This window comes from Parasphingorhabdus pacifica (genome assembly GCF_054779195.1).
The window spans coordinates 208,687-235,242 of record NZ_BAAGYS010000003.1; the positions used below are offsets into that span (position 1 = coordinate 208,687).

The following is a 26,556-nucleotide window of genomic DNA, read 5'->3' on the forward strand; positions in this document are numbered from 1 at the left end:
TTCTGTCGAACCACACCAACCACTTCGCCGACACCCCGGTCGACGAAGTCTTCCAAACCCACACCCGGAACGCGTGATCGGCACGATGGGCTCGGGCGGAACCGGCCGTCCCGCCCGAGCCGCTGATCTCGGGAAACCCCTCCGAGACGAGCCGTCTCAGGTCAGGTCGGCGAAGTGTTCCACGTCGCGGTCCCGGCCGGAAATGATGATGATGTCCCCGTGGTTGAGCACGGTGTCCTGGGTGGCGTAGGTGAACCCCTTGCCCGGGTGTTTGATGCCGACCACGGTGACGCCGTACTTGCTGCGAACTCGGGACTGCCCCAACGGGTAACCCACGGCTGCGTCCGGAGCGCGGGTCTTGACCAGGGCGTAATCGTCTTCGAACTCGATGTAGTCCAGCATCCGCCCAGTGACGAGGTGTGCCACACGCTCGCCCATGTCGTGCTCGGGCAGCACCACCCGGTGGGCGCCGACGCGTTCCAGGATGCGTCCGTGCTGACGACTGACCGCCTTGGCCCAAATGTGGGGAATCTCGAAATCGGCCAGGATCGAGGTGGTCAGGATACTGGCTTCGAGATCATCGCCGATGGCGACGACGGCGCGCCGGAAGTCGGGAACGTCGAGCTGGCGCAGTGCCTCCGGGTCGGTGCTGTCGGCAACGGCGGCGTGGGTGACCTCATCCGAGAACTGCTGCACCAGATGCGCCCTGGTGTCCAGGGCCAGTACCTCGGAGCCGCGCTCGACGAGTTCCAGGGCCAGCGAGCTGCCGAACCGACCCAGGCCGATGACCACGACACGCGACCGCCGATCGCTGTTGCTGTTCCTAGCCAACAATGGGGCGCTCCTCCGGTAGATCGTAGCGGCGGCCGCGCTCACGCAGGGCGAGCGCGGAGGCCAGGGTGATGGGCCCGATTCTGCCGGTGAACATCAGCACGACCAATACGAGCTGGGCCGACGCGGGTAGTTCAGTCGTGATTCCGGTGGACAGTCCGACGGTCCCGAAGGCCGAGACCGACTCGAACAGAACGGCGTCGAGCCCGAACGGACTGAGCACCAGCAGGGTCAGGGTCGCGACGAAAACCATGCCGACGCCGAGCAGCACGACGGTCAACGCTTGGCGGTGCACGAGAACGGGGATCTTGCGCCCCATGATGTGCACGTGCGGCTCGGCGCGAGCTTCGGTGAGGATGACGAAGGCCAGCAGCGCGAAGGTGGTCACCTTGATTCCGCCCGCAGTACCCGCGCTGCCACCGCCGATGAACATGAGGACTTCCGTGACCAGCAGGGTCGCCGAGTGCATGTCCCCCACCTCGACGGTGTTGAACCCGGCGGTGCGCGGGGTGAGGCCCTGGAAGGTTCCGGCCAGGAGCTTGCCCCCCACGCTCAACGGTCCGAGCGTGTCCGGGTTCGTCCATTCGAGTCCGAGCACGGCAACCGCGCCGACTCCCACGAGCGTGCCGTAGGTGATCAGTGTGATTCGCGCGTGCAATGACCAGCGGCGGCCTTGCCGTCGCAAATGGCGTCCGAGCTCGAACAGCACCGGAAAGCCGAGGCCGCCGAGCACGAACGCGACCAGCACCGGCACGCTGATCCACGGGTCGGTGGCGTACCGCACGAGGCTGTCCGAGTACAGGGCGAACCCGGCGTTGTTGAACGCCGAGACGGCGTGGAAGACGCCGAGGTACGCAGCCCGACCAGCCTCTTCCCCGTAGCCGATGGCAAATCGAACGGATAGTGCTATCGCCGTGAGCGCTTCCACCACCACGCTCAGCACGATGACCCCGGCGATGACCCGCCGTACTTCACCGAGTCCGAAACTCTTGGTCTCGGTCTGCGCGCTGCGCTGCATCCGCAGCCTCAACCGCCGGGTGACCAGCAGGCCCAGCAACGAGGCCAGGGTCATGATGCCGAAGCCACCGATCTGGATCAGCCCGAGGACGACCAGCTCGCCGAAGGTCGACCAGTACGCCGGAGTGTCGACGACGATCAGGCCGGTCACGCACACCGCCGAGGTCGCGGTGAACACCGCGGCCACCAACCCCGTAGCCGCGCCGCTCTCACTCGCGATCGGCAACATCAACAACAAGGTGCCGATCAGCACGGCCAGACCGAAACCGGCCACGACTACCCGTGCGGGATGCTTCCCGTCTGGCATGAGCCGGCGGGCCGCACTCCCGATCACCCTCAGCCCGGACAGCGTCGGCCCGAGTGCCCTACGCACGATCACACAGGCTCCCAGCCGTCGCGCAACACGCCAGTTTCACCGAGCGGGGAACCTACTCTCCCCTATCCGTACACCGCACAGCACGTCGGCGGGCACCTGTCGTAGCTCACACCCGGCCACGGACCCGTCACACGGCGCGCGCCTCTTCGTTGCGGACGAGGGTGACCGCCCGCGACCGAACGCACCCTCCGACGGCAGTCAGGTCGCCCGTGGCACCGCAGAACGGCACGGGGACATCGCCGGTCAGGCAGAGGGACCGGTCTTCACCCGTGGTCCGCAGGCTCCGGTGACCCCGCCGACTTATCGGAGCACAGTGATGCTGCGACGAATCGGGCGTTCCTCGGCACCGTCGACGAAGAGGGAGGGAAACTCGGCACGGACGCGTTCGACGTCCTCGAAAACCGCCCGCAGGTGCTGACGCAGGGCCACCACGCTGCCCTCCAGGTCGCCCGCGGCGAGACCGTTCACGATCTCGGCGTGCTGGTCGATCAGTGCCGAAACCGGACTCACGGTTCGCAGGCCGAGTCGACGGGCGCGGTCCAGGTGCGCCTTGGCCGACTCGACCGTGGGCCAAGCGTTGAGGTGCCCGCCTGCGGCCAGTAGTCGCTGATGGAAGGCCTCATCCAACTCGAAGAACCGCTCCACGTCATCGGTTGCCGCGCGCTGCTGCCGCAGGATCTCGCGCAGCTCGGCCAGATCGGCATCGGTACAGCGGACGGCCGCGTCGGTCAGCGAGGTGACCTCCACGGCTTCGCGGATGAACTGCGCATCGGCGATCCGCTGCGGATCGACGCGGGCGACGAACGACCCCAACTTGGGAAACACCCGCACCAGGTCCTCTTCGGCCAGCAGCAGCAAGCTCTCGCGCACCGGCGTGCGGGAAACCTCGAGTTCGCCTGCGAGTTCGTTCTCCGACAGCGGATGCCCGGGTGGCAGTGCAAGGGTGACGATGCGCTGCCGGATCTCGCGGTGCACCGTCACTCGTGCCGAAGGTTTGCCTGCGTTCGCCGCCATCCCGCAGAGCCTAGCGATAGCCTTGACTTCTGACATCCCACCCCTTGTATGGTAGCGCTGGTATGTCAAACCTGAGGAGGGTCGATGCCGGCTGACCTCGCATCTCGGGCCGGCGGTCCGACTCCGGAACCGCCAGCTACCGAGGGCCGGAAAACGCTGCGCCGCACGGTCGCCGCATCGGTGCTCGGCACCATCGCCGAGTACTACGACTTCTTCATCTACGGCACCGCCTCGGCATTGGTGTTCAACGAGGTCTTCTTGCTTCGGCGCCGGGGGAGAACAGGGCCGCGCGCTGCTGCTGACCGCCGAAGCGGCGCCACCGGGCAAGCGCGGTTTCTACGCCAGTCTCGTGCAGATGGGGTCCCCGGCGGCCTACCTGATCCCGACCGTGCTGTTCGCCGTGCTCGAATCACAGCTGTCCGAAGCGGCGTTCATATCCTGGGGTTGGCGCATCCCGTTCCTGCTCAGCGCCGTGGTCGTGGTCATCGGCCTGTACATCCGGCTGCGAGTACCGGAATCGGAGACCTTCCGCGCGGTCAAGGACCAGCAGAAGCCGCAGCAGGCGCCGTTGAAGGCACTGCTGCGCGATCACCGCCGCGAGGTCTTCGGCGGCATGCTGGCCAAGTTCGTCGAGGCCGCCGTCTTCCCGCTCTACACGATCTTCCTGGTCTCCTACGCCGAGGCCCACGACGTGGACAGCGGCATCGTGCTGGACGCGGTGATCATCGCGATCATCGCGGAGCTCGTCATGTTGCCGTTCTGGGGCAGCCTCACCGACCGCATCGGCCGCCGGACCACCTTCATCGGCGCGGCGGTGCTCAACCTCGTGCTGGTGGTGCCCGCGTTCCTGGCCGTGGAAGGCGGAAACACCGTGGTGATCACGCTGTTGATGATCGCCGGATTGGCGCTCGGGCACGCCGGAACCTACGCACCGCAGGCGTCGTTCTTCCCCGAGCTGTTCCCCTCCAGCGCCCGCTACAGCGGCGTGTCGGTGGTGTGGCAGTTCGGTGCGATGATCGCGAGCGGCCCGTTCACTGTCGTCGCTTCGGCTCTGCTGGTCCTGGCCGGCGGCGGATTCGTCTGGGTGGCCGTGTACGTGGCGGCACTGATCGTGCTGAGCCTGGTCGGACTGCTCTGGCTTCCGGAAACCGCGCCGAACCGTCGCGGCGGCAACGAATATGCCGACTGGCCGCGTTACGAATCCCATTGAAGGAAAGGACCGAGTTGTCCAAGATCGTCGACGCGAAGGTCATCATCACCGGACCAGGGCGCAACTACGTCACGCTCAAACTCACTACCGCCGACGGCGCGGTGGGTTGGGGGGACGCCACTCTCAACGGCCGCGAACTGGCGGTCGCCTCCTACCTGCGCGACCACGTATGCCCGATACTGCAGGGGCGCGACTCGCAGCGCATCGAGGACACCTGGCAGTACCTCTACAAAGGCGCCTACTGGCGGCGTGGTCCGGTGACGATGACGGCCATCGCCGCGGTCGACCTCGCGCTGTGGGACATCAAGGGCAAGGTAGCGGGGCTGCCCGTGTACCAACTGCTCGGCGGCGCCGCCCGCGACGGCGTCATGGTCTACGCGCACGCCAGCGGCGAGGACATCCCCACGTTGCTCGACGATGTGGCCGCGCACCTGGAGCAGGGTTATCTCGCGGTGCGCGCGCAGGCATCGGTGCCCGGCGTGGACAAGACCTACGGCGTGCCGGGTAAGGGCCAGCAGGTCTACGAGCCGGCCTCGTCCGCCGTTCCGGAGGAAAGCCGCTGGGACACCGATTCCTACCTCCGGCACGCGCCGAAAGTGCTGGGCGCGGTCCGGGAGCGGTTCGGCTTCGACTTTCACCTGCTGCACGACTCGCACCATCGGCTGAGCCCCGTCGAGGCCGGCCGACTGGGCAGGGACCTGGAAGAACACCGCCTGTTCTGGATGGAGGACCCGACCCCGGCCGAGGACCAGAGCGCGTTCCGGCTGATTCGGCAGCACACCACGACACCGATCGCGGTCGGTGAGGTGTTCAACTCGATCTGGGACTGCCAGCAGCTGATCACCGAACGTTTGATCGATTACATCCGCACCTCGGTGTCGCACGCGGGCGGAATCACCCACCTGCGGCGGATCTTCTCGCTTGCCGAGCTCTACGGGGTTCGGACCGGTTCGCATGGCGCGGGTGACCTCTCGCCGGTGTCACTGTCAGCCGCGCTGCACATGGACCTGGCGGTGCCGAACTTCGGCATCCAGGAGTACATGGGCCACGCCGAGCCTGCGTCGGAGGTGTTCCGCACCGGCTACACCTTCGAGAACGGCTACCTGCATCCCGGAGAGGCACCGGGTCTCGGTGTGGAAGTGGATGAGCATGCGGCGGCGAAGTTCCCCTACGACCCCCGATATCTCCCGGTGAACCGGCGACGCGACGGAACGGTGCACGACTGGTGAGCGAACGATTGTCCGCACGAACCGCGCCGAGCGGACCGATACCGGAGCAGGTGGGGGTGGCGCACCTCGGACTGGGCTCGTTCCACAGAGCTCACCAAGCGGTATTCACCGAGGACGCCATGTCGGCGACCGGTGACCTGCGCTGGGGAATCTGCGGTGTCACGCAGCGCAGCGGCAGCGCGGCCGCACGGCTGGCCCCGCAGGACTGCCGTTACACGGTGCTGGAACGAGGTGTGGGCGCCGCACCGGCGCGAGTGGTCTCGGCACTGTGCGAGGTGCTGGACGGCAGTTCCGCTCCGGCGGCGGTGGTGGCCTTGCTCGCGCGTGCCGAGGTTCGCGTCATCACGCTGACCGTGACGGAGAAGGGGTACCGGCACGATCCTGCGACCGGTTCGTTGAACCTCGACGACGCCGAGGTCGCGGCCGATCTCACCGGGCGCGCACCCCGCACCGTGGTGGGGCAGCTGGTGCGCGGTTTCCAGCTCCGCGCCGAATCCGGCGCCGGGCCGGTGACCGTGGTCAGCTGTGACAACCTGCCGTCCAACGGCCAGGCTCTGCAGCGGCTGGTGCGCGAGTTCATCGACGCGGCGGGGTCGGTGGAGTTGGTCGACTGGATATCCGAGAACGTCCGCTTTCCGTCCACAATGGTCGATCGGATCGTGCCGGCCACCACCGAGGAGGACTTGAAGGCCGCACAGCAGGCGATCGGACCGCGGGACGAGGCGGCGGTTGTCACCGAACCGTTTCGGCAGTGGGTGATCGAGGACGACTTCGCCACCGACCGGCCACAGTGGGAGGCTGCGGGCGCGGTGCTGGTCCCGGACGTCGCACCGTGGGAAACGCTCAAGCTCCGGGTGCTCAATGCCAGCCATTCCGTTCTGGCCTACCTGGGTCTGGCCCACGGGTACAGCACGATCGCCGAGGCCGTGGCCGATCCGCTGCTGAGCGCGGCCTGCCGTAACCTGATCAACCAGGACGTCGCCCCGGTGCTCGAGGCACCGTCCGGAGTGGACATCGGCGAGTACGGCGAGGCGACGTTGGCCAGATTCGCCAACCCGGCGCTCCGACACACCACGGCCCAAGTCGCCATGGATGGTTCGCAGAAGCTCCGTCCCCGATTGCTGGAAACCGCCGCGTTGCGGTTGGCCGCAGGGGCCACTCCGAACCGGGTGGCACTCGGGGTGGCTGCGTGGATGCGGCACGTGACCACCGCCGAACATCTCGACGACCCGCTGGCCGATCTGCTCCGTGCCGAAATCGACGGCCCGCCCGCGGCTCAGGCCGAACGACTGCTGAGAATCGATCAGATCTTCACCCCGGAACTCGCCGAGAATCCGGAGTTCCGCCGAGCGGTCATCGACGTCTACGTCCGGCTGCGCGAGGACGGGGTGGCCGCGGTCCTGGCCGGAGAACTCTGACACCACGCGTCCTGACCCGAGTCAGCGCGAGGCGGTCCCCTTCCCATCGCGGAGAGGGGCCCGCCTCGTCGTGCCTGGAAGTCGGACCTTCGGCGCTAATACTGCGCGACGCGTACGATACTTGATTGATTATAGAAAATAGTTCAGACTGCCTACGTGCAACCGACGACTGCGGACTTCGAGCACATGTTGCGCGAGGCCGCGCTGCGTGTGACGCGCCCACGCGTAGCGGCGCTGTCCGCAGTTCATGACCTGCCACATGCCGACACCGACTCGATTATCGGTGCCGTTCGCAGAGATCTCCCCAAGGTGTCCCACCAGGCCGTCTACAACGTGCTGCACGCGCTGACCGACGCGGGCTTGCTGCGCCGCATCCAGCCGATGGGTTCGGTGGCTCGATACGAGGCACGCGTCGGGGATAATCACCATCATCTCGTGTGTCGGTCCTGTGGTGCCATCGCCGATGTCAATTGCGTAGTCGGCGACGCGCCGTGCTTGGACGCGTCCGAATCCCACGGCTTCGAGATCGACGAGGCCGAAGTCATCTACTGGGGACTGTGCCCCGCCTGCTCCCCCGACTCAGTTCCTGAACACACCCACTGATCCTGAAAGGATTCTCGTGACTGACAGTTCTGACACCATTGTTGGCGAGAGCCAGGAGGCGAGCGGCGGCCAGTGCCCGGTCGTGCACGGACGCGCCCCGCATCCGACCGAGGGCGGGGGAAACCGCCAGTGGTGGCCGAACCAGCTCAACCTGAAGATCCTCGCGAAGAACCCCCCGGTGGCCAACCCGCTGGGTGAGGAGTTCGACTACGCCGAGGCGTTCAAGAACCTCGACCTCCCCGCCGTGAAGCGGGACATCGAGGAGGTGCTGACGACCTCGCAGGACTGGTGGCCGGCAGACTTCGGCCACTACGGCCCGCTGATGATCCGGATGGCCTGGCACAGCGCGGGCACCTACCGCATCAGCGACGGACGCGGTGGCGCCGGCGCCGGGCAGCAGCGTTTCGCGCCGCTGAACAGCTGGCCGGACAACGGCAACCTGGACAAGGCCCGCCGTCTGCTGTGGCCCGTCAAGAAGAAGTACGGCCAGAACATTTCCTGGGCCGACCTGCTGATCCTGACCGGCAACGTCGCGCTGGAGTCGATGGGCGTCAAGACGTTCGGCTTCGCCGGGGGCCGGGAGGACGTCTGGGAGCCGGACGAGGACGTCTACTGGGGCCCGGAGACCACCTGGCTCGGCGATGAGCGCTACAGCGGTGACCGCGAGTTGGAGAACCCGCTGGCCGCGGTCCAGATGGGTCTGATCTACGTCAACCCGGAGGGGCCGAACGGCAATCCGGACCCGTTGGCGGCGGCCCGCGACATCCGCGAGACGTTCGGCCGCATGGCGATGAACGACGAGGAGACCGTCGCGCTGATCGCCGGTGGCCACACCTTCGGCAAGACCCACGGTGCGGCGCCGGACAGCAACCTCGGCGCGGACCCGGAGGGCTCCCCGCTCGAAGCGCAGGGTCTGGGCTGGCAGAACGCCTTCGGCTCCGGCAAGGGCGCCGACGCGATCACCAGTGGCCTCGAGGTCACCTGGACCAGCACCCCCACCCAGTGGGGCATGGGCTTCTTCGCGAACCTCTTCGGCTACGAGTGGGAGCTGACCCAGAGCCCGGGTGGCGCCAACCAGTGGAAGCCCAAGGACGGCGCGGCTGAGGGCACCGTCCCGCACGCCCACGACTCGTCGAAGAAGATCGCACCGTCGATGCTGACCACGGACTTGGCGCTGCGTTACGACCCGGTCTACGAGCCGATCGCCCGCCGGTTCCACCAGAACCCGGAGGAGTTCGCGGACGCGTTCGCCCGGGCGTGGTACAAGCTGACCCACCGTGACCTGGGGCCGAAGTCGCTCTACCTCGGCCCGGAGGTGCCGGACGAGACCCTGCTGTGGCAGGACCCGCTCCCGACTGTCGACCACGAGCTGATCGATGCCGAGGACATCGCCACCCTGAAGGCGCGGATCCTCGACTCGGGCCTCGACGTCTCGCAGTTGGTCTCCACCGCGTGGGCGTCGGCCTCGACCTTCCGCGGCAGCGACAAGCGCGGCGGCGCCAATGGTGCGCGCATCCGCTTGGAGCCCCAGAAGGGATGGGAGGTCAACAACCCCGCACAGCTGACGACGGTGTTGACCACCTTGGAGGGCATCCAGGAGTCGTTCAACGCCGCTCAGAGCGGGAGCAAGAAGGTCTCGCTGGCTGACTTGATCGTGCTCGGCGGATGTGCCGCCGTCGAGAAGGCCGCGAAGGCCGCCGGTCACAACGTCGAGGTGCCGTTCACGCCGGGCCGCGTCGACGCGTCGACCGAACACACCGACGCGGAGTCCTTCGCGGCGCTCGAGCCCGCCGCGGACGGGTTCCGCAACTACCTGGGCAAGGGCAACCGGCTTCCTGCCGAGTACCTCCTGCTCGACAAGGCGAACCTGCTCACGCTGAGCGCGCCGGAAACAGCCGTCCTCGTCGGTGGTCTCCGCGTTCTCGGGGCGAACTACGACTCCTCGCAACTCGGTGTCCTGACCGATACTCCGGGTGCGCTGACCAACGACTTCTTCGTGAACCTGCTCGACCTGGGCACCACGTGGACGTCAACGTCGGAGGACGCGCAGACGTTCGAGGCTCTCGACGCCTCGGGCGAGGTCAAGTGGACCGGCAGCCGTGCCGATCTGGTCTTCAGCTCGAACTCCGAGCTGCGCGCGCTCGCCGAGGTCTACGCCAGCGACGACGCGCAGGCGAAGCTCGTGCACGACTTCGTTGCGGCGTGGGACAAGGTGATGAACCTCGACCGCTTCGACCTCGCGTGATCCGGACGTGCCGGCCACCCCGAGTGGGGTGAGCTGCACGTCCTGATTCCGAAACGGTCGACGAGACCCCGTCCGCAAGGGCGGGGTCTCGTCGTGTCCGTGCCCACCCGCGAAACGCCGGGAGCGGAACGCTCGTCAGCGCGCCGTTCCCGACCTCGCCGCACGGTGGCCGCCAACCCGCACGGTTCACCGGTCGAAGCCGGCAGCCTCACGCCCCGGGCCGGACCGACGGCCCCGCGCTCCGCGCTCCCCGTCGCTTCGGGCTACACCGCCTCGAACGCCGACACGCCCGCCTGCGCCACGGTCTGATCATTGTCGACGGTGCTGCCGCTGACGCCTACCGCACCGACCACCTGGCCGTTGCCGTCCTTCACCGGAATGCCACCGGGGAAGGTGATCAGACCGTCGTTGGAGAACTCGATGTGATAAAGGGGCTGACCGGGCTGGGCGAGCGGCCCAAGGTCCCCGCTCGGCATGTCGAAGAACCGCGCCGTGCGCGCCTTCTTCACCGCGATGTCGATACTGCCCAGCCAGGCCCCGTCCATGCGCAGGAACGACTTCAGATTCCCACCCACGTCGACCACGGCGACGCTCATCAACAGGCCCAGCTCGCGTGCTTTGCCCACGCTGGCCTCCATGATCGCCTCCGCGTGTTCGACCGACACGTCCGCGATCGTCGCGACGTCCGCCATACGAACCCCCCGTTCGTCGATGTGCGTTGAACCAACCCATCCGAGTGTGATCCGTCTGACAAAGGCACGAAACTCGGGCTATTCTGCTTCTGCGGTGGAACGCACGCGACGAGGAGGGTCGGGTGGCTCGAGCGAGGTCGACGGGTTTGCCGGTTGCGGTTGGAACAGTCGGCATCGGTCACCTCGCGGTCAGCTCCGGCTTCCTCACCCGTTCTGCGCTGTCCGGTGTTGACAACGCGGTGCGCGCCCATGACAGGGCGGCGGCGAGCCGCCGAACATCGACGCGGACGGAACGCGATCCCGTCCGCGGTCGGAGTCGCTGGCTGGACCTCGCGACTGCGCAACACGTACCGCGGATCCCGCGACTCCGATCAGGACCGGTCGTCCGGACGGACGCCGCCCGGGCGGCAGCACGCTCGCACGTGGGGGACCTCGTCCGCGAGCAGTCGCCAACAGGCGTCTCAAAGAGGGAGTGCAGGCCGGTAGTAGGCGGGCTGATGCAGCAGCGTCAGCTGGATGGGGCCGTCTGCACCGACTGTCGACACGGGGGCCGAATGCGGGTGAGGGCCACTTCGTAGGGCCGGCGCCGGAACTCGTCCGGCCGAGTGGTCTCCAATTCCGCTGAGCCGCGCTCGACCGGGTGCGTCAACTGCAGATATCGACCTCCGCTCGTCCCGCACTACAAGACTCGCCGATAGCGGCGGTGACGCCGCCGACGGGTACGAGTTGAAGACTCGGGAATGGCAGGTGAGGTCGATGACGGCCGCAGCGGATCTATCGACGCTGGTGAACGAGATCGGATTGGACAAGCAGAACCACGCGACCTTGGGTCGACTCGTGACCCACGGCCGCCTCAGGCATGCGGAAGAGGGAGCCGAGGGGCGCATGCAGGCCACGCTCCGGATCCCGCCGGACGAGCTGATCTGGGATCCTTCGATCCTCGTCCTGCCGCGTGGTGGCGACCTCGACCTCGAACTCTTCAACGATGACCAGAACACGCACTGCATACTCCTACCGAGCAACGGTGACCGGCAGTTCCTCTGGTTGCCGGTCTATTCGCACGGAACGGCCAGCCTCAACCTCGACGGCCCCGGCTACTACTGGTTCAGCTCCCCCATCGGCAACGACGAAGGTCGGGGACTGATCGGAGCGATCGTCGTGCTGGGGGACGTTCCGCAGCAGGCTCGCCTCGACCGCCCGCACCAACCGCGCCCGTAGAAAGGACTCGGGTGATGACGGAATACGTACAAGCAGGGCACGCAGTCAACCAGACTTCGTTGAGCGCGATCGTCGGCAACGCGCCGTCGGCGGTCCAGGACGTCACGTACGAACGCATCCTCGAAGCCCGCTCGGAACCGCAGAACTGGCTGACGTACTACGGCACCTACGACGGGCAGCGGTACAGCACCCTGGATCAGATCAACACCGAGAACGTCCGGCGGCTGACACCCGCATGGGTCTTCCAGTTCGGCTCCGCAGGCATGTACGCGGGCCCCACGACCTACTCGTTCGAAGCAGCACCGGTCGTCGTGGACGGAATCATGTAAATCTCGGGCTGGGACGGCTGGGTGTGGTGCCTGGACGCCCGGAACGGGAAGGAACTGTGGCGGTACAAGCACGAAGTGCCGTACGACACGTCGCTCTGCTGCGGCAACGTGAATCGCGGAGTGGCCGTGGCGAAGGGGAAGGTCTTCGTCGTCACCTTGAACGCCCACGTCCTCGCGCTCGACGCCGCGACCGGGGCGTGTCTGTGGGATGCCACGTACGGGGACGTTCGGGCCGGTGAGAGCGCAACCGTCGCTCCCCTGGTGGTGAAGAATCTGGTCGTCGTGGGGAGTTCCGGCGGGGAGTTCGGCGTGCGCGGGCACCTCGACGCCTTCGATCTCGACACCGGGCAGCCCGCCTGGCGCTGCTACACCGTTCCGAAACCCGGCGAGCCCGGTTCGGAGACCTGGCCGGACGGCCCGGCTTGGGCACGTGGAGGCGGGAACCCCTGGGTTACCGGCACCTACGACCCGGAGCTGAACCTCATGTACTGGGGAACCGGCAATCCCTCACCGGACTTCGACGGCGCTGCCCGTGAGGGTGACAACCTCTACACCGACAGCGTGATCGCCGTGGACCCGGACAACGGCGAAATCCGGTGGCACTACCAGTACAACCCGCACGATCTGTGGGATTACGACAGCACCATGGAGAACATCCTGTTCGAAGAGGACGGGCGGAAGCTGCTCGGGCACTTCGACAAGAACGGGTATTTCTTCGTCCTGGACCGCACGAACGGCGAGCTGGTCCGGGTGGCACCTTTCGTCGATCGGATCACATGGGGCGAGATCGACGCCAACGGAGCGGTGACTCCCCAGGTGTATCCCGAGAAAGAGGGTGAAATGGTGCGCTTCTGGCCGGGGCCGGCCGGCGGCAAGGAATGGGTGCACGCGGCGTACAGCCCCAGGACGGGGCTCTTCTACGTGCCGGTGCAGGACGTCGGCGCCGAAGTCACGCTACGGCGCAGGGAATTCCGGGAAAGCATTCCGTACTGGGGTGCGAGCGTCACCGTCGACTCCACGGACATGCGGGGCTCCGTCAAGGCCATCGACCCGTCCACGGGCGAGGAAGTGTGGCGTTGGGACAACGATGTGCCGATGTGCGCGTCGGTGTTGGCTACCGCGGGCGACCTCGTGTTCACCGGCGAACCCACCGGGGAGTTCAACGCGTACAACGCGCACACCGGGGAGCTGCTGTGGTACTTCCAGACGGGCAGCGGGCACCACAGCAGCCCGACGACGTACAGCATCGACGGACGGCAGTACATCGCTGTTCCGGTCGGGTGGGGGAGTTGGGTCGAAGGTTTCCTGCCCGGGTTGCTCGGCGCGCCGCACGGAGACGCGCTCTTCGTGTTCGCCCTCCCGCAGGACTAGCTCGTACCGGAGCTCGTACCCGAAGAGCACGGAGAGGAGGTGCCAGTCATGGATTCCGCTACCGCTCCACCTGAGGTCCTCGAGTGGGAGACGCCCGATTTCGAGGAAGTCGGATGCGCGGCCGAGGTCACGATGTACGTCGCGCAATGGGAGGACTAGCAGCGGCGGGAGGACCAGCCGGTGAGGAACGGGCGCCGGACGTGGAATTCGGCGCCCGCGCCCACCCCGGTGGAGCCCTCGGGGCGCGGAGGAGAACCGAAATGGGGGTACGGGTGTTCGAATCAGCTGCAGGCGGGAGGTTTCCACAGTGGAACCGCGTATGCCCGAACACCGGTAACGAAACCCACGTCCACATCGACGCGAATCCGGACGACGCCGCCGAGCGTGGCGTCCTCGAGCGGCGTGGCATGGAAGTGGCCACCGACGGGCTGGAGGTGTGAATCCAGCCGTGACAACGCTCTCCGATACCGACGGGTTCGTCGCCGCGCTGCGCGCTCAGTCGCAGAGCTACCACGACCAGCACCCGTTCCACGTCGAGATGAACGCGGGACGCCTGAGCCGCCGTCAAATCCGGGGCTGGGTGGCCAACCGCTTCTACTACCAGGCGAACATCCCCCGCAAAGACGCGGCGATTCTCGCCAACTGCCCCGAGCGTGACGTACGTCGGCGCTGGATCCGGCGCATCGTCGACCACGATGGCGCGGTGGGTGCGGAAGGGGGCATAGACGCGTGGTTGCGGTTGGCCGAAGCGGTCGGACTCAGCCGCGAGGAAGTCCGCGAGGAACATCATCTGGTCCCGGGCGTTCGGTTCGCCGTCGACGCGTACGTCAACTTCGCCCGCGCCCGGCCGTGGACCGAGGCCGTGGCGTCCTCGCTGACCGAGCTCTTCGCCCCCGACCTGATGGCCGAGCGGCTCGTCGCGTTCGAGCGCTTCTACCCGTGGATCGACGACGATGGTCTCGCCTACTTTCGGGCCCGCCTGGCTCAGGCCCCCCACGACTCCGAACACGCGCTCGAGTTGGTGACCGGATACTGCCGGTCAGCCGACGAGCAGGAGCGCGCCGTGGCGGCCCTGTCGTTCAAATGCGATGTCCTCTGGAGTGTTCTCGATGCCATCGACCAGGCGTACGCGAGCTGACCGCGCCGAGACCGCGACGGACGCGATTCCCCTATCGGGCCGCCCGAAGCTGGTACCGCACGTACGCCTGATCTTCGACCGGGTGCGCGGGCGGCACGTGCTGCTGGGGCCGGAGGCGGTATCCGTCCTGAACCCGACTGGCGCCGCCATCGTGGGGCTCTGCGACGGCCGACGCACGCTCGCCGAAATCGTGGCGGAGCTGCGCGGCCGGTACGACCGCGTCGCCGGCGACGAGGTGGCGCGTTTCCTCGCTCGTCTAGTCGCCCACCGATGCCTGGAGGTCGAAAATGACTAGCTCGACGCCGCCCCCGTTCGGATTGCTGGCCGAGCTCACCTACGCGTGCCCGCTGCACTGCCCGTACTGCTCCAACCCGCTGAACCTCGCCGACTATCGCGACGAGCTGACCACGGAACAGTGGCAGCGGGTGCTGACCGAGGCCCGCGACCTCGGTGTCCTACAGCTCCACCTCTCCGGCGGTGAACCGCTCCAGCGCCACGACGTGGTGGATATCGTGCGCAGCGCCAATGAGCTGGGTCTGTACACGAACCTCATCACGAGCGCGCTCGGCCTCTCGGCGCGCCGCGCGGAGCAGCTCAAAGCCGCCGGCCTCGACCACGTGCAGATCAGCATCCAGGCCGACGAACCCGCTGATTCCGATCGCATCGCGGGTACCGCCTCCTTCGAACGCAAGATCGCCGCGGCTCGCCTGGTCAAAGGGCTGGGCTGGCCGCTGACCGTGAACGTCGTCCTCCACCGGCACAACATCGACCGGATCGGCGAGATCCTGCACCTCGCCGAGGAGTTGGACGCCGACCGCGTCGAGCTGGCCAACACGCAGTACTACGGGTGGGCGTGGCGCAACCGCGATGCGCTCCTGCCCAGCAGATCGCAGCTGGAGCGGGCGGAGCCGGTCGTGCGCGCCGAGCGGGAGCGGCTGGCGGGACGGATGGAGATCATCTACGTCCTCCCCGACTACTACAGCCAGTACCCGAAACCCTGCATGGGCGGCTGGGGACGGCAACAGCTCACCGTTGTCCCCAACGGTGACGCACTGCCCTGCCCGGCCGCGCACAAACTGCCGCTACCGCGCGCGAACGTTCGCGAGGCGTCGTTGGCCTGGATCTGGACCGAATCGCCCTTGTTCCAACGATTCCGCGGAACGTCCTGGATGCCCGAGCCGTGCTCGAGCTGCCCACGCCGCGAGATCGACTTCGGTGGGTGCCGCTGCCAAGCTTTCCAGCTCACCGGCGATGTGGCTCGGACCGACCCGGTCTGCCACCTGGCACCCGACCATCACCTCGTCGCCGACGTGGTGCGAGCAGCCAACGAGTCGACCGATTCCGATGACGCGGAACTGGTGCCCCGGCCGCATCCGGGACGGTCGGCGGGGCAGCGCCCGCGCGGGGCCCGCCCCGTCAGTCAACCTCGACCGGAACAGCCCCGAACACGAGGAAGCTGACGATCCAGTAGACGATGTAGAGGCTCAGCAGCGCGAAGCCGTGCCAGCGCTTCAGCCGCCCCGTGAGTAGGAACATGGCCGCGAGCCCGGTCAAAACGATGAGCGCGGGCAGATGCCAGCTGAGCACGTTCGGCCCGACGACGAGACCGCCCGCCAGCAGGATGATCCCCAGTTTCCCGGTCACCGAGAAGACGACGCTGCCGATGACGTTTCCGATTCCGATCTCCGGTGCACCCCGACGGGCGGGTTCCACGGTCAGGAAGACGTCCTCGATGGTCAGCACCAGAGTCGCGATGGTCGCGCCGAACAGAGTGCCTTCGATTCCGTGGCTCTCCAGGATTCCCGCAGTCCCGATGCCCGTGGTCGCGGCACCGATGACGAGACCGGCGACCGCCAGCATCGCCAGCCCGAGTCCGATCCAGCCGGAACCTCGGCGGGCTTCGGCGAACGGCACCTGTTCGGAGAGGCGCTTCGCCGACCCCCAACCCGGCAGCTCTCCGGACCCGTCCTGTTCATCCGCTCGCGAGCGGGTACCCGGTGGCCGAAGCGCCGTCCGCCCGTTCCCGGCCTCTCGGACGGCGGCGTACGCCTCGTACATCTCGGCGTCTCGGAAAACCGGGGTCTCCCCCTTCGACTCGCGGACGGCGACGTAGCCGAGGAACAGTACGAACACCCCGAGGAGCAGCATGCCGTCCACAATCGTGAGCGGCGCCATCAGGGTGAACGCGATCATCACGAACGGTGCGAAGGCGAAGACGGCGACGTAGTCGCGCGGAATCCTGATCGCGGTGGGTGTGAGGATCGCCGCGAGCGCGAGCACGATCCCGGGCAGCGAGAGCGCGGTGCCGAACACGATGCCGAGCGCGACCCCGTCGAGTTCTTCCAGGTTGAGCGCGACACCGAGGAAGATGTCGTCGAACTCGATCCCCGTGAACACGATGGCGAGCAGGAACACGGAGACCTTGAGCCCGCTCGCGGCCCCGACGAGGTAACCGATCAGTTTCTCGGCGCTGTATATCAGCAGGACAGCTCCGGAGATGAAGATGAGTATCGAATCCATACCAGCGCCTTCTCCCTCCACCCGAGCGACCCGAAACTTATGCATGGAATGATCCCGCGGTGCAGCTTCGCTGGTCTCGTGACGGATCGGGCCGATCCTCGCTCGCCGGGTTGGCGGCGGGGACGCTCGCTGTGCGGAGGGCCCGCCAGGTCGTGGCCGAGGGTTCCCATCGGACCCTCGCTGTCGGAATCCCCCAGTCAAGCTGCGTCAGGAACGATTGTGGTGTTGATGTCCGTTGCGGGCCAGCCCGCCGGGCCCCGGGGAGTGCCGACAACCGGGTGAAACTACGGAATCTTCGCAAGGACCGCCGAGTTTCCGGCGAATCCCGGGCTCCGAGCGCGCGAGCACGCCGAGAAACCTCCGGGGCCTACCGGAGCGGCTCTGATTCGCCGGACCGTGGACCTTCGCCGCTGGGGTGATCGGCCGTGGTGGTGAGACCGCAGACCCGCTGGACCACGGTCAGCCCGAGTTGTGTACCCGGCCAGTGTCGGGCGACGGGCTCCAGCCCGGCCTGCCGGACGACCATGCGCAGCACCGCGGCGACGATGATGGCGTCGTCGGCGTAGCCCAGCACCGGGATGAAATCGGGCACCAGGTCGATCGGCACGGCCAGGTAGACCAACAGCAGGCCGAGCCACACGCGCGCGGCGCGCGGCAACGTGCGGTCCCGACCCAGCCGCGTGAGCAGCCGAACCATGTCCGGGGCCAGTCGGATCGCGTCCCACAGCAGTGAGCCGCGCGGACGCACGATCAACAGCACCACGATCAGTGCGAGCCACAACACGAACAGGCCGATCCCTGCCGCGATCAGTGCTTCCAGCACGGCTACTCGACCTCCCGCAACCGGGCGGGCGAGTCCGCCGGGCCGGGCTCACCCGCCGCCGTGTCGGCATCCAGGGCGGCTGCTTCGAACTCGGCGAGCGCCCGCGCGGCGCGCTCCATCTCGGCGGCGACCGCGGCACGCTGGTGGCCGTCGAAGTAGTCGCGGGTCTCGATACGCGTGACCCAGCGGCGGAAGCGCTCCATGTCCGCCTCGGACTCCTCCAGTTCGGCGAAGGTCATTCGCCCGCGAGCGGTCTCGGCCTCCAGCTCGGCGAACAGCTCCGGCAGCCGTTCGAGCACCTCCGCGTACTCCTCGTCCCGCGCCGCCCGGGACCGTTCCACCGCCGTTTCGTGCTCGGACTCGTCCACGAGCTGAATTCGCATGCATCGGCCCTCACCACCGTCCCTGGCGACGCGCTCCAGGAGTCGGGCGATCGATTTTCGCGTCTGCGACGTCGCGGGAAGCATCGAGACACCCTGATGCACCGGCAGCGCCCCGAGCTCCTTCAGCCGCCGCCATACGTGCATCCGCAACGATGCCTGGGCCCCTGCGGTGGAAACCACCACGAGCAGCCAAAATCGATCTTCCGATACATCCGACACTCCCCGATGTTACAGGCGTAACAACGCGAACCACATCGCTGGGTAGGCGGATGCTCGGCAGTTGATCGAGATGGGCTCGCTCGTCGCGGCGCGTGCGACCGACGCCAGACAGGCGCGCCGACCGTACGCACCGCACGGGCACATCCAAGACCGGACGTTCAGGGTTTCTTCCCGTCGGTCCGGCCCGGCCACCGACCTATCCCCGGCTCCCGGACGGCACCCGGGACGTGCGCGCCGCGGATCACTCGGCATCGGCAACGGCGACGACCTCGAACGGCATCAGCCCTTCTGGCGGACCTCCTCGGCGTACTTCTCCGACATGCGGCTGACCGCGCTCCATTGGGATTCCACGTGTTCACCTCGGGTCTCGGCAGCGCGTTGCTTGGCGTTGCGGGTCGACTCCGCATGCGTTCGGACCGAGCCCTGGAAATGCGGCATGACGTGTTGGGCGATCAGCTCGTAGGACCGGCGCGTGGCCTCGGGATTCGCCCACTCGTGGCTGAGCAGCAGCATGGCTCCGAAGCCGCCGGATTGCTCGCGCAGGCGCTCAACCTGAGCGCGGGCATCATCAGGAGTGCCGATCGCACCGACACCCGCCTCGTTGATGAAATCGACCATCTCCCGTACGTCGCCGCCCTCGACCGCCATCTGCGGGAACGCCGCCACCTTCTGGAAGTAGCGGAACCATTGCTCGATTCCGTATTCGACGTCGCGGTAGGCCTGTTCGCGGGTTTCGGCGATGTGCATCAGCCCGACCAGCCGCCAACTCGAGCGGTCCGGAACCGGCCGACCGAAGTGCACCGCCCGTTCTTCGACGACGTTCCAATGGTGTCCGAGTGCGTCGAAGCCGTCCTTGGTGAGCGTGGCACCGATCGACAGCAGCCCGGCCCCGTGCTGCCCGGCCAGCCGCGGCCCCGTCGGTGAGGCGACCGCGGCGACGGCGACATCGAAGCACGGGTCACTGTAGGGACGAAGTTGCAGCTGCGCGTCGATCAGCTTGTGCGTCTTGGTCTGAGCGGTGACCGATTCACCGGCCAGCAGGCGCATGATGATGTCGAGGTTGATATCGAGCAGCTCGCGCGTGTCGGTCGGGTCGAGCCCGATCATCGAGGAGTCGGTGGGCAGTGATCCAGGCCCCACACCCAGCATCGTCCGCCCGCGCGTCAGGTGATCGAGCAGTACCATCCGATCCGCCACCCACAGCGGGTTGTGGTAGCTCACCGAGGTCACGCCGGTACCGAGCTTGATGGTCTTCGTGCGCTCCGCGGCAGCGGCCATGAAGATCTCCGGCGACGCGATGATCTCGCTACCCGCCGAATGATGCTCGCCGATCCACGCTTCGTCGTAACCGAGTTCGTCGAGGTACTCGACCAGTTTCAGATCACGCTGCAAAGCCAGCGTCGGGTTCTCGCCGGCAGGATGGAAAGGAGCCAGGAACGTACCGAACCGCAAGCCGCTCATTGTCGTCTCCTTGCTCGACCAAGGTCACCGCGCGGGACCACACGTAATCTGCACCACACCTGCCGGGTTGTTCAATATCTTGACAACCGGAGCACGTGTTCCCCGCCGCCGAACTCGGCGCGAAGCGCGTTTTCCGTGGAACCGGCCGACCACGACCGACACCCCGCGCACAGTGCCCGCATCGAATCATCCTGCAGTCGATTGAATCGTTACACTGTGCGGTAAGATCGGATGCTATCTCCAGGTGCGGGCGGAGGTCCGGGTGTCAGGAACCGAAACCGGTAACGGTGTCGTCAGCATCAAAGACGTCGCGCGCCAGGCGGGCGTCTCGAATGCGACGGTGTCCAATGCGCTGAATCGCCCGGAGCTGCTCTCCCCCGCCACCCGCTCCCGCGTGGTGGACGCGATCGAAAGCCTCGGCTACGTGCGTAGCGAATCCGCCCGCCAGTTGCGCGCCGGACGGAGCCGCATCCTTGGGCTGCTCGTGCTGGACATGCGCAACCCATTCTTCGTGGGACTGGCACATGGTGCCGAGCAGGCCGCCCGAGCCGTCGGACTCGGCGTGATGCTCTGCGACAGCTCCCAGGATTCGAGCGCCGAGGAGCTGTACCTGTCCCTGTTCGCCGAGCAGCGCGTGCGCGGCGTTCTCGTCACGCCGACCGACACCTCCGGCCATCACCTTCGTCAGCTTCGGCGCCACGGCATCCCGTACGTCTACGTCGATCGCGTAGCCGAGGAGGATGAAGCCTGTTCCATCTCGGTCGACGACGTCGCAGGCGGTGAGCTGGCGGCGGGCCACCTGCTGGAACGGGGTCACCGGCACATCGCCCACGTCACCGGCTCGATGACGCTGGCGCAGTGCCGCGACCGCCGCCAGGGTGCGTGGAACGCCTGCGACGAAGCGGGAATCCCGCGTGAGGCGATCACCCTGTTGGCGGCTCCCGGGTTGGATGTCGAGGCCGGACGGGACGCAGGTTCCCGGCTGCTCGGCCTGAGCGACCGCCCGTCTGCGGTGTTCTGCGCGAACGACCTTCTCGCCCTCGGCGTTCTGCAAACGATGGTCACCGCCGGCGTCTCCGTGCCGGACGACCTTTCGATCGTGGGCTACGACGACATCGACTTCGCCTCGGCAGCGGCCGTCCCGCTCACCTCGGTCCGCCAGCCCGCACACCAGATGGGGGAAACAGCCACCGAGCTACTGCTCGCCGAGATCGACGGCGCCCCCGAGCACGCGCATCAGAACGTGGTTTTCCAGCCCGAGCTGGTGGTGCGCCGGTCGAGCCTCGCGAATCGCTGACGGCCCTTCCTCGACTCCCCGTTCCCGCTCCCCGGCGCGACCCGTTCGGGACCGCGCGCTCGAAACCGGTCGGCGGGGAGGTCTTGTTTCCCGGGCATCGAGTCCCTACCGTGTGAGCTTCCTCGCTTAAAACGATTCAAACCTCCGTGGCACCGCCCTCGGAGCCTGCGACATCAACGCCGATGGACGGGAGGACCCATGGGGGTCCGGTTAGGAAGCAAGCCAACGACAGGGTGGCGGGCGACCATTGCCGTGGCCATGTCGAACTACATCGAAGCAGGTTCGATCATCGCGATCGCCACGAGCCTCAGCCTGTGGCAGGCGAAGTTCGGTCTGGACAACCTGGCGGTCGGGCTGCTCGCCTCGCTGAGCGCCAACGCTTTCGGTGCCGCGGCGGGCGCGGCCATCGGCGGTCCGCTGTGCGACCGCTACGGCAGAAAGTTCATATACACCTACGACCTGCTGCTGTACATGCTGGGCGTGCTGCTGGCGGTCCTCGCCACGTCCTACGGGATGCTGCTGACCGCCTTCGTGCTGACCGGCATCGCCGTCGGCGCCGGCGTGACCGCGTCGTGGACCTACATCGCCGAGGAAGCTCCGCCACATCAACGGGCGGCGCACGTCGGCACCGCCCAGCTGGCCTGGTCGATCGGGCCGATGCTCGGCTACTTGCTCGCGGTCGTCGTCGCCCCGCTCGGTCTACTCGGCAGCCGACTCATCTTCGCGCATCTGTTCGTCGTCGCCGCCGTGACCTGGTGGGTTCGGCGAGGCTTGCCCGAATCCGAGATCTGGCGCAACCGGAACAACACCTCGGGCAACCGCCCCTCCTTCCTCGGCAGCCTGCGCGGCCTGTTCACGAAGAAGGCCAACCTCACCGCACTGCTGTTCCTGTTCGGCGTCTACGCCCTGTGGAACACCGTGGCCGGACAGTCCGGGATCTTCCAGCCGCGGGTGTACGAAGCGGCGGGGATCACGTCGGTGACCGAGCAGTACCTGCTGCAGGTTCTCATGTGGGGCTGCACCAGCGCCGCCACGTTCCTCGGGTTCATGCTGCTCGCCGATCGGGTGAGCCGCCGTTGGTTGTACTGCGCGGGCGCCGCGCTCGGATTCGTGGCCTGGGGCGCGCTGATTTACGCCCCGCCGAGCACCGCCACCATGCTGTTCTTCGCGATCGGCTGGGGCGTGTCCATGGGCGTCGGCGCGCAGGCCTTCTACGGGCTGTGGACCAGCGAGCTGTTCGCGACCGGATACCGCGCCAGCGCTCAGGGCGTGTTGTTCCTGGCTGCCAGAGTCCTCGTCGGGCTGCTCAGCGTCTGGTTTCCGGTGCTGCTGGCGCAGATCGGCCTGGAAGGACTCGGCCTGCTCATCCTCGGCCTGTTGGCCGCATCCCTGCTCATCGGCACGGTTTGGACACCCCGCACCCAGGGCAAGAGCCTGCAGCAGATCGAGCAGGAGCGCTACGGAACCACCACGACCGCGGACGACGCGGTGGTGACCTCATGACCCGCGTGTGCTTCCAGTTGCAGGTCGATCCCGACCGCCTCGACGAGTACCGGCGCCGCCACGCCGCCGTGTGGCCCGAAATGCTGCGTGAGCTCGAAGCCTCGGGACGGCACAACTACTCGTTGTTCCTCCGCCCCGACGGGCTGTTGATCGGCTACTACGAGACGGGTTCCATCGCCGACTCGGACGCGCACCTCGCGGCATCACGGGTGGCCTCGTCCTGGGAGGAGCACATGGCCGACCTCTTCGTCGGCCGAAGTGGGCGCGCGGACCAGGCCGCCACGGTCCTCGAAGAGGTCTTCCACCTCGCCGACCAGCTCGCCGAGATCGACGAATCCGGCCCGGACGTGGCCGGAACTCCCGCAGTCGACCAGCAGCGCCCGAACGAAGGAGAACTTGCATGACCATGCGCTTCGGCGAGATCACCGAGACACTCGCTCGCCAGTCCATCGAGCTGCCCAGCTGGGCATTCGGCAACTCGGGGACCCGATTCAAGGTCTTCAGCATGCCGGGAACCCCGCGCACGCCGTACGAGAAGCTCGCCGACGCCGCCAAGGTGCACGAACTCACCGGCCTGGCGCCGCAGGTGGCACTGCACATCCCGTGGGACGTGGTCGACGATTTCGCCGCGCTCAAGTCCCATGCCGAAGACCTCGGAGTGGAACTGGGCACGATCAACTCCAACACATTCCAAGACGAGGACTACAAGTTCGGCAGCCTCACCCACTCCGATGCGGCAGTGCGGCGCAAAGCCATCGACCACCACTTCAGGTGCATCGACATCATGCGCGCCACCGGCTCGACCGACCTCAAGATCTGGTTGGCCGACGGCACCAACTACCCCGGCCAAGATTCGCTGCGCGCCCGTCAGGACCGGCTCTCCGAATCACTGGCCACGATCTACGACGGGTTGGACGAGCACCAACGGCTCGTGCTCGAGTACAAGTTCTTCGAACCCGCCTTCTACCACACCGACGTACCTGACTGGGGAACCTCCTTCGTCCAGGTCAGCGCACTCGGCGACCGGGCGTACACCTGTCTGGACACCGGGCATCACGCGCCTGGGACCAACATCGAGTTCATCGTCATGCAATTGCTGCGGTTGGGAAAACTCGGCTCGTTCGACTTCAACTCGCGCTTCTACGCCGACGATGACCTGATCGTCGGTGCTGCCGATCCGTTCCAGTTGTTCCGGATCCTGCACGAAGTCGTGGCCGGAGGCGGGCTCGACGAAGGGTCGCCGGTTCGATTCATGCTCGACCAGTGCCACAACGTCGAGGAGAAGATCCCCGGACAAATCCGGTCGGTGCTCAACGTGCAGGAGATGACCGCCCGCGCGCTGCTCGTCGACCGCGCGGCACTCGCCGAGGCGCAGTCCGAGCACGACGTGCTCGGCGCGAATGACGTGCTGATGGACGCCTTCCAGACCGACGTGCGGCCGGATCTCGCGGAATGGCGGGCAGCACGCGGGTTGCCGGCCGATCCGATGCGCGCCTACGCCGAATCCGGTCACCAACAGCATCTCGCCACACAGCGCGTCGGTGGTGTGCAGGCCGGGTGGGGAGCCTGATGACCAATCGCGCAGGAGAGGAAACAGCCTTGACCAACCCGAAGGCCAGTACCGTCAAGCAGGAACTGATCGCCCGGAGCAACCGGCTGGGCGCCGACCCGAAGAACACCAACTACGCGGGCGGCAACGCCTCGGCCAAGGGCCAGGACACCGATCCCGTCAACGGCGAACCGATTGACCTGTTGTGGGTGAAGGGATCGGGCGGTGATCTGGGCACGCTCACCGAGCAGGGGCTCGCCGTGCTCCGCCTGGACCGGCTGCGCGCACTGTCCGATGTGTACCCGGGCGTGGACCGTGAGGACGAGATGGTGGCGGCGTTCGACTACACCTTGCACGGCAAAGGCGGAGCCGCACCATCCATCGACACCGCGATGCACGGGCTCGTGGAAGCCGACCACGTCGACCACCTTCACCCGGACAGCGGAATCGCCATCGCCACCGCCGCCGACGGTCCGGAACTGACCCACGAGATCTTCGGCGAAAAGGTGGTGTGGATCCCTTGGCGCCGCCCCGGCTGGCAACTCGGCCAGGACATCGCCGAGATCAAGCGTCGGCACCCGGAATCCATCGGCACCATCCTCGGCGGACACGGGATCACTGCTTGGGGTGAGACGAGCGAGGAGTGCGAACGCAACTCGCTGTGGATCATCGACACCGCTGCCGAGCACATCGCCGAGTACGGCAAGCCCGACCCCTTCGGAGCGGTCCTCGACGGGTACGAACCGTTGCCGGAAGAGCAGCGGCGGAAGAAGGCGGCCGCGCTCGCGCCGGTGCTGCGCGGCCTGGTGAGCACCGATAAGCGCCAGATCGGGCACTTCACCGACAGCGCCGAGGTGCTGGACTTCCTGGCCTGCTCCGAGCACGCCAGGCTGGCCCAGCTCGGCACCAGCTGTCCCGACCACTTCCTACGCACCAAGGTCAAGCCGCTCGTGCTCGACCTGCCGAACACCGCTTCGATCGAAGAAACGGTCGAACGGCTCAAGCAGCTGCACGAGCAGTACCGGGACGAGTACGCCGCCTACTACCACCGCCACGCCACCTCGGACTCGCCGTCGATGCGCGGCGCCGATCCGGCGATCGTGCTGATCCCGGGCGTGGGCATGTTCAGCTACGGCGGGGACAAGCAGACCGCCCGCGTCGCCGGGGAGTTCTACGTCAACGCGATCAACGTGATGCGCGGCGCCGAGGCCCTCTCCCGCTACTCCCCCATCGACGAACACGAGAAGTTCCGCATCGAGTACTGGGCCCTGGAAGAAGCAAAGCTGCGGCGACGACCCACGCCCAAACCACTGGCGACCGAGGTCGCCCTGGTCACCGGAGCCGCTTCCGGCATCGGCAAGGCCACGGCGGCCCGGCTGGCCCGTGAGGGAGCCAACGTGGTGCTCGCGGACCTGGACCAGCACAAGGCGCAGGAAGCCGCGGCCGAGTTGGGTTCGCCCGACGTGGCCGTGGGCGTGCGCGCCGACGTGACCGACGAGGACGACGTCGCCGCCGCAGTCGACGCTGCTCTCCTCGCGTTCGGCGGACTCGACGTGGTGGTCAACAACGCCGGGCTGTCGCTGTCGAAACCGCTGCTGGAAACCACCTCAGTTGACTGGGACCTGCAGCACGACGTGATGGCCAAGGGGTCTTTCCTGGTCAGCCGCACGGCCGCCAAGGTCTTCATCGACCAGGAACTCGGCGGCGACATCGTTTACATCGCTTCGAAGAACGGGGTGGTCGCCGGGCCGAACAACATCGCCTACTCGGCCACCAAGGCGGATCAGGCGCACCAGGTGCGGCTCTTGGCCGCCGAACTGGGCGAGCACGCCGTGCGGGTCAACGGCGTCAACCCGGACGGCGTGGTGCGCGGGAGCGGCATCTTCGCCGGCGGCTGGGGTGCGCAGCGGGCCGAGGTGTACGGGGTTCCGGAGGAAGAACTCGGGGCCTTCTACGCCCAACGGACGCTGCTGAAGCGGGAAGTCCTGCCGGAGAACGTCGCCAACGCCGTGTACGCGCTGCTCGCCGGGGATCTCAGCCACACGACGGGTCTGCACATTCCGGTGGATGCCGGCGTCGCCACCGCGTTCCTTCGTTGAAAGGGGTGTCG

At 67.2% G+C, this 26,556-nt stretch carries 24 protein-coding genes and 1 pseudogene; 17 read left to right on the top strand and 8 right to left on the bottom strand.

Annotated features, from left to right (window positions below):
* Nucleotides 1–156 precede the first annotated feature (156 nt).
* The 3 genes from ACYVAN_RS03730 to ACYVAN_RS03740 form a co-directional block, all read right to left on the bottom strand.
* Entirely contained in the window at nt 157–831 is a 675-nt protein-coding gene (locus ACYVAN_RS03730) for a potassium channel family protein (RefSeq protein WP_460955643.1), read from the bottom strand.
* A complete protein-coding gene (locus tag ACYVAN_RS03735; RefSeq protein WP_460955645.1) occupies nt 824–2,221 on the bottom strand; it encodes a TrkH family potassium uptake protein in 1,398 nt (465 codons plus the stop codon). Before ACYVAN_RS03735 ends, ACYVAN_RS03730 begins: the two co-directional genes overlap by 8 nt.
* Nucleotides 2,222–2,524: 303 nt before the next feature.
* The gene (locus ACYVAN_RS03740; protein WP_460955647.1) at nt 2,525–3,238 is read right to left on the bottom strand and encodes a GntR family transcriptional regulator; all 714 of its coding nucleotides are present in this window, start codon (nt 3,236–3,238) and stop codon (nt 2,525–2,527) included.
* Between the two features lie 91 nt (nt 3,239–3,329).
* Here ACYVAN_RS03740 and ACYVAN_RS03745 point away from each other — a divergent pair, with 91 nt between their 5' ends.
* From ACYVAN_RS03745 to katG, 5 genes are all read left to right on the top strand, one after another.
* The gene (locus ACYVAN_RS03745) at nt 3,330–4,448 is read left to right on the top strand and encodes an MFS transporter (RefSeq protein WP_460955730.1); all 1,119 of its coding nucleotides are present in this window, start codon (nt 3,330–3,332) and stop codon (nt 4,446–4,448) included.
* A 14-nt stretch (nt 4,449–4,462) separates the two neighbouring features.
* Nucleotides 4,463–5,677, top strand: coding sequence for a D-mannonate dehydratase ManD (manD, locus tag ACYVAN_RS03750; protein WP_460955649.1), 1,215 nt, complete (start codon nt 4,463–4,465; stop codon nt 5,675–5,677).
* Nucleotides 5,674–7,095: a mannitol dehydrogenase family protein gene (locus ACYVAN_RS03755; protein WP_460955651.1), complete on the top strand. Its 1,422-nt coding sequence runs from the start codon at nt 5,674–5,676 to the stop codon at nt 7,093–7,095. Before manD ends, ACYVAN_RS03755 begins: the two co-directional genes overlap by 4 nt.
* Nucleotides 7,096–7,251: 156 nt before the next feature.
* Nucleotides 7,252–7,698, top strand: coding sequence for a Fur family transcriptional regulator (locus ACYVAN_RS03760; protein WP_460955653.1), 447 nt, complete (start codon nt 7,252–7,254; stop codon nt 7,696–7,698).
* Nucleotides 7,699–7,714: 16 nt separating this feature from the next.
* The gene (katG, locus tag ACYVAN_RS03765; RefSeq protein ID WP_460955655.1) at nt 7,715–9,943 is read left to right on the top strand and encodes a catalase/peroxidase HPI; all 2,229 of its coding nucleotides are present in this window, start codon (nt 7,715–7,717) and stop codon (nt 9,941–9,943) included.
* A gap of 263 nt (nt 9,944–10,206) precedes the next feature.
* Here the strand turns inward: katG and ACYVAN_RS03770 are convergent, their stop codons facing one another.
* Nucleotides 10,207–10,635, bottom strand: a complete 429-nt coding sequence (locus tag ACYVAN_RS03770; RefSeq protein WP_460955657.1) for a GlcG/HbpS family heme-binding protein — start codon at nt 10,633–10,635, stop codon at nt 10,207–10,209.
* Between the two features lie 756 nt (nt 10,636–11,391).
* Between ACYVAN_RS03770 and ACYVAN_RS03775 the strand changes: the two genes are divergently transcribed.
* The 7 genes and pseudogenes from ACYVAN_RS03775 (at nt 11,392) to pqqE (ending at nt 16,151) form a co-directional block, all read left to right on the top strand.
* Nucleotides 11,392–11,853, top strand: coding sequence for an MSMEG_3727 family PQQ-associated protein (locus ACYVAN_RS03775; protein ID WP_460955659.1), 462 nt, complete (start codon nt 11,392–11,394; stop codon nt 11,851–11,853).
* A 14-nt stretch (nt 11,854–11,867) separates the two neighbouring features.
* Nucleotides 11,868–13,553: pseudogene (locus ACYVAN_RS03780) on the top strand (PQQ-dependent dehydrogenase, methanol/ethanol family).
* A 48-nt stretch (nt 13,554–13,601) separates the two neighbouring features.
* Entirely contained in the window at nt 13,602–13,712 is a 111-nt protein-coding gene (gene pqqA / locus ACYVAN_RS03785; protein ID WP_460955661.1) for a pyrroloquinoline quinone precursor peptide PqqA, read from the top strand.
* A 101-nt stretch (nt 13,713–13,813) separates the two neighbouring features.
* On the top strand, nt 13,814–13,993 hold the full coding sequence (locus tag ACYVAN_RS03790) for a hypothetical protein (protein WP_460955663.1): 180 nt from the start codon (nt 13,814–13,816) through the stop codon (nt 13,991–13,993).
* An 8-nt stretch (nt 13,994–14,001) separates the two neighbouring features.
* Nucleotides 14,002–14,691 carry a pyrroloquinoline-quinone synthase PqqC gene (pqqC, locus tag ACYVAN_RS03795; protein WP_460955665.1) on the top strand — a complete coding sequence of 230 codons (690 nt, stop codon included), beginning with the start codon at nt 14,002–14,004 and terminating at the stop codon, nt 14,689–14,691.
* Nucleotides 14,663–14,986 carry a pyrroloquinoline quinone biosynthesis peptide chaperone PqqD gene (gene pqqD / locus ACYVAN_RS03800; protein ID WP_460955667.1) on the top strand — a complete coding sequence of 108 codons (324 nt, stop codon included), beginning with the start codon at nt 14,663–14,665 and terminating at the stop codon, nt 14,984–14,986. Before pqqC ends, pqqD begins: the two co-directional genes overlap by 29 nt.
* Complete coding sequence (gene pqqE, locus ACYVAN_RS03805; protein WP_460955669.1) at nt 14,979–16,151, top strand: pyrroloquinoline quinone biosynthesis protein PqqE; 1,173 nt, start codon at nt 14,979–14,981, stop codon at nt 16,149–16,151. Before pqqD ends, pqqE begins: the two co-directional genes overlap by 8 nt.
* On the opposite strand, the gene ACYVAN_RS03810 is transcribed toward pqqE, so the two are convergent.
* From ACYVAN_RS03810 to ACYVAN_RS03825, 4 genes are all read right to left on the bottom strand, one after another.
* Nucleotides 16,108–17,211, bottom strand: a complete 1,104-nt coding sequence (locus ACYVAN_RS03810; RefSeq protein WP_460955671.1) for a sodium:calcium antiporter — start codon at nt 17,209–17,211, stop codon at nt 16,108–16,110. The two genes, pqqE and ACYVAN_RS03810, sit on opposite strands and share 44 nt — an antisense overlap.
* Nucleotides 17,212–17,578: 367 nt before the next feature.
* Nucleotides 17,579–18,034, bottom strand: coding sequence for a YkvA family protein (locus tag ACYVAN_RS03815; RefSeq protein ID WP_460955673.1), 456 nt, complete (start codon nt 18,032–18,034; stop codon nt 17,579–17,581).
* A 2-nt stretch (nt 18,035–18,036) separates the two neighbouring features.
* Nucleotides 18,037–18,636, bottom strand: coding sequence for a Chromate resistance protein ChrB (locus ACYVAN_RS03820; RefSeq protein WP_460955675.1), 600 nt, complete (start codon nt 18,634–18,636; stop codon nt 18,037–18,039).
* A gap of 279 nt (nt 18,637–18,915) precedes the next feature.
* A complete protein-coding gene (locus tag ACYVAN_RS03825; RefSeq protein WP_460955677.1) occupies nt 18,916–20,097 on the bottom strand; it encodes an LLM class flavin-dependent oxidoreductase in 1,182 nt (393 codons plus the stop codon).
* 262 nt (nt 20,098–20,359) lie between these two features.
* Between ACYVAN_RS03825 and ACYVAN_RS03830 the strand changes: the two genes are divergently transcribed.
* From ACYVAN_RS03830 to ACYVAN_RS03850, 5 genes are all read left to right on the top strand, one after another.
* On the top strand, nt 20,360–21,394 hold the full coding sequence (locus ACYVAN_RS03830) for a LacI family DNA-binding transcriptional regulator (protein ID WP_460955679.1): 1,035 nt from the start codon (nt 20,360–20,362) through the stop codon (nt 21,392–21,394).
* A gap of 258 nt (nt 21,395–21,652) precedes the next feature.
* Entirely contained in the window at nt 21,653–22,897 is a 1,245-nt protein-coding gene (locus ACYVAN_RS03835; protein ID WP_460955681.1) for an MFS transporter, read from the top strand.
* Nucleotides 22,894–23,301: an L-rhamnose mutarotase gene (locus ACYVAN_RS03840; protein WP_460955683.1), complete on the top strand. Its 408-nt coding sequence runs from the start codon at nt 22,894–22,896 to the stop codon at nt 23,299–23,301. Before ACYVAN_RS03835 ends, ACYVAN_RS03840 begins: the two co-directional genes overlap by 4 nt.
* Nucleotides 23,298–24,467 carry an L-rhamnose isomerase gene (gene rhaI, locus ACYVAN_RS03845; RefSeq protein WP_460955685.1) on the top strand — a complete coding sequence of 390 codons (1,170 nt, stop codon included), beginning with the start codon at nt 23,298–23,300 and terminating at the stop codon, nt 24,465–24,467. The genes ACYVAN_RS03840 and rhaI overlap by 4 nt, the downstream gene beginning before the upstream one ends.
* Complete coding sequence (locus ACYVAN_RS03850; protein WP_460955687.1) at nt 24,467–26,545, top strand: bifunctional aldolase/short-chain dehydrogenase; 2,079 nt, start codon at nt 24,467–24,469, stop codon at nt 26,543–26,545. The genes rhaI and ACYVAN_RS03850 overlap by 1 nt, the downstream gene beginning before the upstream one ends.
* The last annotated feature ends 11 nt before the right edge of the window (nt 26,546–26,556 follow it).

Excerpts from the sequence above, each read along its gene's own strand:
- ACYVAN_RS03775 (WP_460955659.1), top strand. The coding sequence starts at position 11,392 with ATGACGGCCGCAGCGGATCTATCGACGCTGGTGAACGAGATCGGATTG.
- pqqE (WP_460955669.1), top strand. The coding sequence starts at position 14,979 with ATGACTAGCTCGACGCCGCCCCCGTTCGGATTGCTGGCCGAGCTCACC.
- ACYVAN_RS03850 (WP_460955687.1), top strand. The coding sequence starts at position 24,467 with ATGACCAATCGCGCAGGAGAGGAAACAGCCTTGACCAACCCGAAGGCC.
- ACYVAN_RS03825 (WP_460955677.1), bottom strand. The coding sequence starts at position 20,097 with ATGAGCGGCTTGCGGTTCGGTACGTTCCTGGCTCCTTTCCATCCTGCC.
- ACYVAN_RS03790 (WP_460955663.1), top strand. The coding sequence starts at position 13,814 with ATGGGGGTACGGGTGTTCGAATCAGCTGCAGGCGGGAGGTTTCCACAG.
- pqqD (WP_460955667.1), top strand. The coding sequence starts at position 14,663 with ATGCCATCGACCAGGCGTACGCGAGCTGACCGCGCCGAGACCGCGACG.
- rhaI (WP_460955685.1), top strand. The coding sequence starts at position 23,298 with ATGACCATGCGCTTCGGCGAGATCACCGAGACACTCGCTCGCCAGTCC.
- ACYVAN_RS03740 (WP_460955647.1), bottom strand. The coding sequence starts at position 3,238 with ATGGCGGCGAACGCAGGCAAACCTTCGGCACGAGTGACGGTGCACCGC.
- ACYVAN_RS03770 (WP_460955657.1), bottom strand. The coding sequence starts at position 10,635 with ATGGCGGACGTCGCGACGATCGCGGACGTGTCGGTCGAACACGCGGAG.
- ACYVAN_RS03835 (WP_460955681.1), top strand. The coding sequence starts at position 21,653 with ATGTCGAACTACATCGAAGCAGGTTCGATCATCGCGATCGCCACGAGC.
- pqqA (WP_460955661.1), top strand. The coding sequence starts at position 13,602 with ATGGATTCCGCTACCGCTCCACCTGAGGTCCTCGAGTGGGAGACGCCC.
- ACYVAN_RS03810 (WP_460955671.1), bottom strand. The coding sequence starts at position 17,211 with ATGGATTCGATACTCATCTTCATCTCCGGAGCTGTCCTGCTGATATAC.
- ACYVAN_RS03840 (WP_460955683.1), top strand. The coding sequence starts at position 22,894 with ATGACCCGCGTGTGCTTCCAGTTGCAGGTCGATCCCGACCGCCTCGAC.